The following is a 214-nucleotide window of genomic DNA, read 5'->3' as shown; positions in this document are numbered from 1 at the left end:
GGCGACGAGAATCGAACTCGCGCTATAAGCTTGGGAATCTCGCTAACTTGGCCGGCCTACGGGGCCTCTGACGTGCAGTAATGTTCACGCCTAGCCCGTGCTGGACCCAGTCGCCAGACACCACTGTTGCCCGTCACTTACCGCTCACCCCCGCTCCTTAGGGCACGGATGGGGCACGCCATCCCGGGCACTCCTACCCGAGGACGGGCCGAAG

Source organism: Kitasatospora nipponensis, from assembly GCF_039528135.1.
Classification (GTDB): Bacteria; Actinomycetota; Actinomycetes; order Streptomycetales; family Streptomycetaceae; genus Kitasatospora; species Kitasatospora nipponensis.
Note: the sequence above shows the minus strand (reverse complement) of the source record.